Here is a 666-nt window from a genome sequence, read left to right as displayed (position 1 = left end):
GTGCTGATGGGCTACGCCAACCCCGTGGAGCGCTACGACCAGAAACACGGTGCCGACGCCTTCGTGAAGGATGCCGCGGCCGCTGGGGTCGATGGCGTGCTGATCGTGGACTATCCGCCCGAGGAGTGCGCCGAGTTCGCAGCCAAGCTGAAGGCGCACGGGCTGGACCTGATCTTCCTGCTGGCGCCCACCTCCACCGAGGCCCGCATGGCCCAGGTGGGTCAGATTGCCACCGGCTATGTTTGGTGTTGGCGTTGACGCCGCCCACCACGTCGGCGGCGTTCTCGCGCTGGGCCATCCAGCGCGCGGCCGCGCTGCTGGCGCCACGGTCGCTCAGTGCGAACACGCTGGCGCCGCGGGCCTGGGGCGTGAAGAAGGCATCGGCATGGACCGAGACGAAGAGGTCGGCCTGCACGCGGCGGGCCTTGGCCACACGTTCTTGCAGCGGCACGAAGAAGTCGGCGTCGCGGGTCAGCATGACCCGCATGTTGGGGCGGTCGTTCAGCCGATCGCGCAGGGCCATGGCGATCTGCAGCACCACGTCCTTCTCGCGCAGGCCCGTGGGACCGATGGCGCCCGGGTCCTCGCCGCCGTGGCCCGGGTCGATGGCCACCACGATCAGCCGGTTGATGCGGTCACGCTGGGCCGCGGTGGGACGGGGCGCGG

General features: G+C 70.4%; 2 pseudogenes. One reads left to right on the top strand and one right to left on the bottom strand.

Going from position 1 to position 666, the window contains the following annotated elements:
- A pseudogene (locus I73_RS28600) lies at positions 1 to 246 on the top strand (tryptophan synthase subunit alpha); the annotation flags it as partial.
- Here the strand turns inward: I73_RS28600 and I73_RS31820 are convergent.
- Positions 236 to 666 (bottom strand): annotated as a pseudogene (locus tag I73_RS31820) (N-acetylmuramoyl-L-alanine amidase); the annotation flags it as partial. The pseudogenes I73_RS28600 and I73_RS31820 sit on opposite strands and share 11 nt — an antisense overlap.

Origin of the sequence: Ideonella sp. B508-1, assembly GCF_000333615.1 — a bacterium.
Taxonomy (GTDB): Bacteria; Pseudomonadota; Gammaproteobacteria; order Burkholderiales; family Burkholderiaceae_C; genus Ideonella.
This window is presented reverse-complemented; position numbering and strand designations above follow the sequence as displayed.